Genomic DNA, 5223 nt, shown 5'->3' with positions numbered 1-5223 from the left:
CTTCTGCGGCATCGTCGGCCTGCGTCCGAGCGTCGGTCGGGTGGCGCACACGCCGGCTTTTGCGGTCGACAACACCACGAGCGTGCAGGGCCCGATGGCGCGCAATGTCGCCGACCTCGCGCTGATGCTGGACGCCATGAGCGGCGAGCATGCGGCCGATCCGCGCTCGCTGCCGGCGCCAGCCACCTCGTTCCTGTCGGCAGCGCGCTCCGGCGCCAGGCCGAAGCGCGTCGCCTATTCACCGGATTTCGGCATCACGCCGGTCGATCCTGAGGTCGCAGCCATCACCCGCAAGGCGGCGCAGCGCTTCGCCGAGGCCGGCGCTATTGTCGAGGAAGCGCATCCGGATCTCAACGAAGCCCATGAATGCTTCCACGTGCTGCGCGCGCTGTCCTTTGCCATGTCGAAGACCGAGCTGCTCCGCACCAAGCGCGATTTGCTCAAGCCCGAGGTGATCTGGAACATCGAGGCGGGGTTGAAGCTCACGGTCGACCAGATTGCGCGCGCGCAGGCGCAGCGGCTCGCCATGACCGAGCGCATGCTGACCTTCTTCGAGACCTATGATCTTCTGCTGTCGCCCGCGACCATCGTGGCGCCGTTCCCGGTGGAGAACCGCTATGTGGCGGAATGCGGCGGCAAGACCTTTGGCAACTACATCGAATGGCTGGCGATCGCCTACGCCGCCACCCTGACCTGCACGCCGGCGCTGTCGCTGCCCTGCGGCTTCACCGCATCAGGCCTGCCGGTGGGATTACAGATCGTAGCCCCGCCCCGCGCCGAAGCCCGGCTGCTCGCCGGCGCCAGGGTGCTGGAGGAGATTCTGGGCGTGCCGACCGGTCCGATCGATCCGCGGCCGCCGAAGGCCTAATAAACGAGCTATCACGCAGAGCGCGGTGCGCTCCCTCTCCCCGTTCTTACGGGGAGAGGGTTGGGGTGAGGGGCAGACGCTCGGACGATGTGAATTTGTTAGACTTGTACCCCCTCACCCGGATCGCTTCGCGATCCGACCTCTCCCCGCAAGCGGGGCGAGGTTATACTGAGCAAGCCGCGCAGCCTTGCCTCAATCGCGGGCCCCGTCATTCGCACTCTGCAAACTCTTCAGCGTCTGCGCGACCATGTCCTCGACCAGCTCTTCGCGGCTGACGTTGATGCTCTTACCCGTCAGCAGGCCCTGCTGCGCCAGCATGACGACGCCGTGCAGCGACGCCCAGACCTGCAGGGCATAACGTTCGCGCAACAGGTCGCGCGGCCCGTCGAGTGCATCGAGCAGCAGCGCAAAGGTCTCCTGCGCGGCGACGTGCAACTCGCTGTCCTCGGCCGCGCAGGCCATGGTTTGCGACGCGAACATCAGCCGATAAATGCCGCTGCGCTCGAGTCCGAACACCAGCGCGGCCTGCGCCAGCCGCGACAGCTTCGAGCGGCGCGACGACGCCGCCACCGCCTGCCGCAACACCGCGTTGAACTGCCGAAAGGCTTCCGCTGTCACCGCAACAAGCAACGCCTCGCGATCGGCAAAATGCCGGTACGGCGCGGGTTGCGACACGCCGAGCGTCTTCGCCAAGGCCTTGATGCTGATCGCCTCCGGGCCGCCCTGCTCCGCTTCGCGCAAGGCCGCCTCGATCAGCGCCTCGCGGAGATCGCCGTGATGATAGGAGTGACGCGGTTTGCGGATGGGATGCGACATGTGATCGGACACGCGAGGTTTCTGGCTTGACAATACCAGCTTCCCGCAATGTAATATCGTATAACTTACAGTGTGGTACGCCGCGCTTCAACGATTGATTTTGGGGAAACGATATCCGCGCGCGTGCCGGTTGGTGCGAGTGTGAGGGAGGCCTGATCCATGCCGCAGCTCAAGGTCCACGTCGATCCGGACAAATGCCAGGGGCACGCCCGCTGCAAGGCCGTGGCGCCCGAGCTATTCGAGTTCGATGCTTACGGCAACGCGCATGAGATCGGCGACGGCGTCGTGCCATCAGGCCTCGAGGACAAGGCCTACCTGGCGCGGGCCAACTGCCCGGAATTCGCAATCGAGGTCATCGAGGAATAGAAGCGACGTGACCGTCCGCCTGTCGAACCCTGAGCGCAATCAGCTGAAGAAGCCGCCAAAGGAAGCCGTTATGTCCGAAGACACGAGCCCCCTGCCGCAGCACCCGCCGGTCACCGACTGGATCAACGATTTCGACCACACCGATCCGAAATGGACTGAAAATCCGTTCCCGATCTGGGACGAGATGCGCAACGCAAGTCCCGTGGTCCATACCGACCGCTTCCTTGGCTGCTACATGCCGACGACCTATGAGGCCGTGCGCGCGATCGCCAACGACACCGAGCACTTCTCGTCTCGCCGGGTGCTGGTCCGCGACGAGCGGCCGGAAATCAAGAACGCCAACGCCGCTCCGCCGATCACCTCCGATCCGCCGGTGCACAAGCCGGCCAAGCAGCTGCTGCTGCCGCCGTTCACGCCGGCCGCGGTTGAAAAGCTCGAGCCGCGCATGCGCGCGATCTGCAACGAGCTGATCGACGAGTTCATCACTGAGGGACGCTGCGACGCGGCGGCGCGCTATACCAAGCATGTCCCGGTGCGCACCATCGCGCATATGCTCGGCATTCCCGAGAAGGACGGCGATCTCTTCATCAAATGGATCCACGCAATCCTCGAGCTCGGCATCAAGAACGAAAGCGCCCTGCTGCAGGCCGTCGACGAAATGACCGAATATTTCGCCGCCGAGATCGAGAAGCGCAGGACCCATCCGACCGACGATCTGATCTCTTATCTGATGAACGCCAAGCTGCCGAACGGCGCGCCGTTGGAAGACGCCCATGTCACCGGCTCGCTGCGGCTGCTGCTGATCGCCGGCATCGACACCACCTGGAGCGCGATCGGCGCCTCGCTCTGGCACCTGGCCAAGACGCCCGAGGATCGCAAGCGCCTCGCCGCCGATCCGTCGCTGATGCCGACCGCGATCGAGGAGCTGCTGCGAGCCTATTCGCCGGTGACGATGGCGCGCGAGGTGATGAAGGAGACGGTGGTCAGCGGCTGCCCGGTCAAGCCGGGCAACATGGTGCTGCTGTCGTTCCCGACCGCGAACCGCGATCCCGCGGTATTCCCGGACGCCGAGAAGGTCGTGCTCGACCGCAAGGAAAACCGCCATGCGGCGTTCGGGCTCGGCATCCATCGCTGCGTCGGTTCCAACCTTGCGCGGATGGAGATGACTGTCGCGATCGAGGAGTGGTTGAAGCGAATCCCGGAGTTCCGGCTCGATCCGGACGGCGAGGTCACCTGGTCGCAGGGCACGGTACGCGGACCGCGGCAATTGCCGATGTTGTTCTGAAGGCTCGGCTGTTCTGAGGTTTTGACATTCCGGTCTCCTGCCGTAGAAGGGAATTAGCAATGAAATTCCCTTCGGAGACCGGACATGACCGACCAGGCGATCAGGCCTGTTGAAGCAGCCACGAACCTCGCCGACGTCGAACGGCGCATCAAGGCGATCCTGATCGGCTCGGCCGGCAATCTGGTCGAGTGGTACGATTTCTACGCCTATACCGCCTTTGCGCTGTATTTCGCGCCGGCGTTTTTCCCGCACTCAGATCCGGTCGTCCAGCAGCTCGACGCAGCGGTATTGTTTGCGGCCACCTTCCTGATGCGCCCCCTGGGCGGCTGGCTGTTCGGCTATCTCGCCGACCATTTCGGCCGCAAGCTGTCGCTCACTGTCTCCGTGCTCTGCATGTGCTTCGGCTCGCTGATCATCGCAGTAACGCCGACCTATGCCACGATCGGCGTCGCTGCGCCCGCGATCCTGGCATTGGCGCGCGTGATCGAAGGCCTCAGCCTCGGCGGCGAATACGGCGCCAGCGCCACCTATCTCACCGAGGTAGCCGATGACAAGCATCGCGGCTTCTACTCCAGCTTCCAATATGTGACCTTGATCGGCGGCCAGCTCACCGCGATCATCGTGCTGCTGCTGCTGCAGAAGGTGTTCCTGACGCAAGATCAACTGAAGGCCTGGGGCTGGCGGATCCCGTTCGTGATCGGCGCACTGCTTGCGATCTTCACCGCCGTGATGCGGCGCGGCCTGCACGAGACCGAGGCGTTCGAACAGGCCAGGAAGGTGGTCAAGCCGAGCGGCTCGATCCTCGAACTGTTGAACTATCCGCGGGAGCTTTTGCTGGTCGTCGGCCTTACCGCCGGCGGCACCGCGGCGTTCTACACCTTCACCACCTACATGCAGACCTTCGTCAAGCTCTCGGTCGGTCTGAGCGCGGACCAGACCACCATGGTGATCTTCGCCTCGCTGGTGTTCGCGACCATCCTGCAGCCGCTCTATGGCGCGCTGTCGGACCGCATCGGCCGCAAGCCGCTGCTGATCTTCTTCGGCGTCGCCGGCACCCTGGCGACGATTCCGATCCTCACCTTGCTGAAGGACACCAAGTCGCCTTTCATCGCCTTCCTGCTGATCTGCGCGGCCTGGATCTTCGTCGCCGGCTATACCTCGATCAACGCGGTGGTAAAGGCTGAATTGTTCCCGACCAATGTCCGCGCGCTCGGCGTCGGCGTGCCCTATGCGCTCACGGTGTCGATCTTCGGCGGCACCGCACCGATGATCGCCCTGTTCCTGAAGAATAACGGGCACGAGAGCTGGTTCTATTACTATCTCTCGGGCATGATCTTCCTGTCGCTCCTGATCTACGCGACCATGCGAGACACCAAGCATGCATCCGCGATGCATCGGCACCAGTGACGGAGAGATGAGATGGCCGATGAGGACCAGCCGCCGCCTGAGAGCAAGCTGACGCGCAGCAAGGCGCGCTGGGCGCGCGAGGGCAAGTTTCTCACCGGCACCGTGGTGCGACCCGAGGAGCAGCGGTTGCCGCCAGGGCAGCATCTGACAAAAGATTGGCCCGTGCTCGATCTCGGGCTGACGCCTGAGATCACCCGCGAGCGCTGGCGGCTCGACGTCTATGGCGCCGTGGAAAATCCGCTGTACTGGGATTTCAACGCCTATCTCGCGCAGGAGCAGCGCCAGTTCGTCTCCGACATCCATTGCGTCACCACTTGGTCGCGTTACGACAACCAATGGGAGGGGCTGGCGACGCGCGACCTGCTCGCCGCCTGCCGCCCGCGCGACCAAGCCGATTTCGTCGTGCTGCATTCCTATGACGGCTACACCACCAATCTGTCGTTGGAGGATTTCGCCGCTGCCGACGCCCTGCTGGCGCATA

General features: G+C 64.1%; 6 protein-coding genes. 5 read left to right on the top strand and 1 reads right to left on the bottom strand.

All coding sequences use genetic code 11. The annotated features are described in order from the left end of the window. Positions 1-868: amidase (locus tag WA702_RS18025; RefSeq protein WP_425111891.1), on the top strand; the 868-nt coding region annotated here is incomplete at its 5' end. Between the two features lie 192 nt (positions 869-1060). Here WA702_RS18025 and WA702_RS18020 read toward each other — a convergent pair. Further along, positions 1061-1684: a TetR/AcrR family transcriptional regulator gene (locus WA702_RS18020; protein ID WP_425111893.1), complete on the bottom strand. Its 624-nt coding sequence runs from the start codon at positions 1682-1684 to the stop codon at positions 1061-1063. Between the two features lie 159 nt (positions 1685-1843). On the opposite strand from WA702_RS18020, the gene WA702_RS18015 reads away from it, so the two are divergent. The 4 genes from WA702_RS18015 to WA702_RS18000 all read left to right on the top strand — a co-directional run. Beyond that, positions 1844-2050: a ferredoxin gene (locus WA702_RS18015; RefSeq protein WP_425111890.1), complete on the top strand. Its 207-nt coding sequence runs from the start codon at positions 1844-1846 to the stop codon at positions 2048-2050. A gap of 70 nt (positions 2051-2120) precedes the next feature. Further along, positions 2121-3335, top strand: a complete 1215-nt coding sequence (locus WA702_RS18010; RefSeq protein WP_425111892.1) for a cytochrome P450 — start codon at positions 2121-2123, stop codon at positions 3333-3335. A gap of 84 nt (positions 3336-3419) precedes the next feature. Continuing rightward, positions 3420-4742 carry an MFS transporter gene (locus WA702_RS18005; RefSeq protein ID WP_425111889.1) on the top strand — a complete coding sequence of 441 codons (1323 nt, stop codon included), beginning with the start codon at positions 3420-3422 and terminating at the stop codon, positions 4740-4742. 12 nt (positions 4743-4754) lie between these two features. After that, the coding region (locus WA702_RS18000) for a molybdopterin-dependent oxidoreductase (protein ID WP_425111888.1) at positions 4755-5223 on the top strand (469 nt) is incomplete at its 3' end.

This window comes from Bradyrhizobium sp. (genome assembly GCF_049798375.1).
Taxonomy (GTDB): Bacteria; Pseudomonadota; Alphaproteobacteria; order Rhizobiales; family Xanthobacteraceae; genus Bradyrhizobium.
The sequence above is the reverse complement of the archived record's forward strand: the minus strand, read 5'-3'. Positions and strand labels throughout refer to the sequence as shown.

Excerpts from the sequence above, each read along its gene's own strand:
- WA702_RS18005 (WP_425111889.1), top strand. The coding sequence starts at position 3,420 with ATGACCGACCAGGCGATCAGGCCTGTTGAAGCAGCCACGAACCTCGCC.
- WA702_RS18010 (WP_425111892.1), top strand. The coding sequence starts at position 2,121 with ATGTCCGAAGACACGAGCCCCCTGCCGCAGCACCCGCCGGTCACCGAC.
- WA702_RS18015 (WP_425111890.1), top strand. The coding sequence starts at position 1,844 with ATGCCGCAGCTCAAGGTCCACGTCGATCCGGACAAATGCCAGGGGCAC.
- WA702_RS18020 (WP_425111893.1), bottom strand. The coding sequence starts at position 1,684 with ATGTCGCATCCCATCCGCAAACCGCGTCACTCCTATCATCACGGCGAT.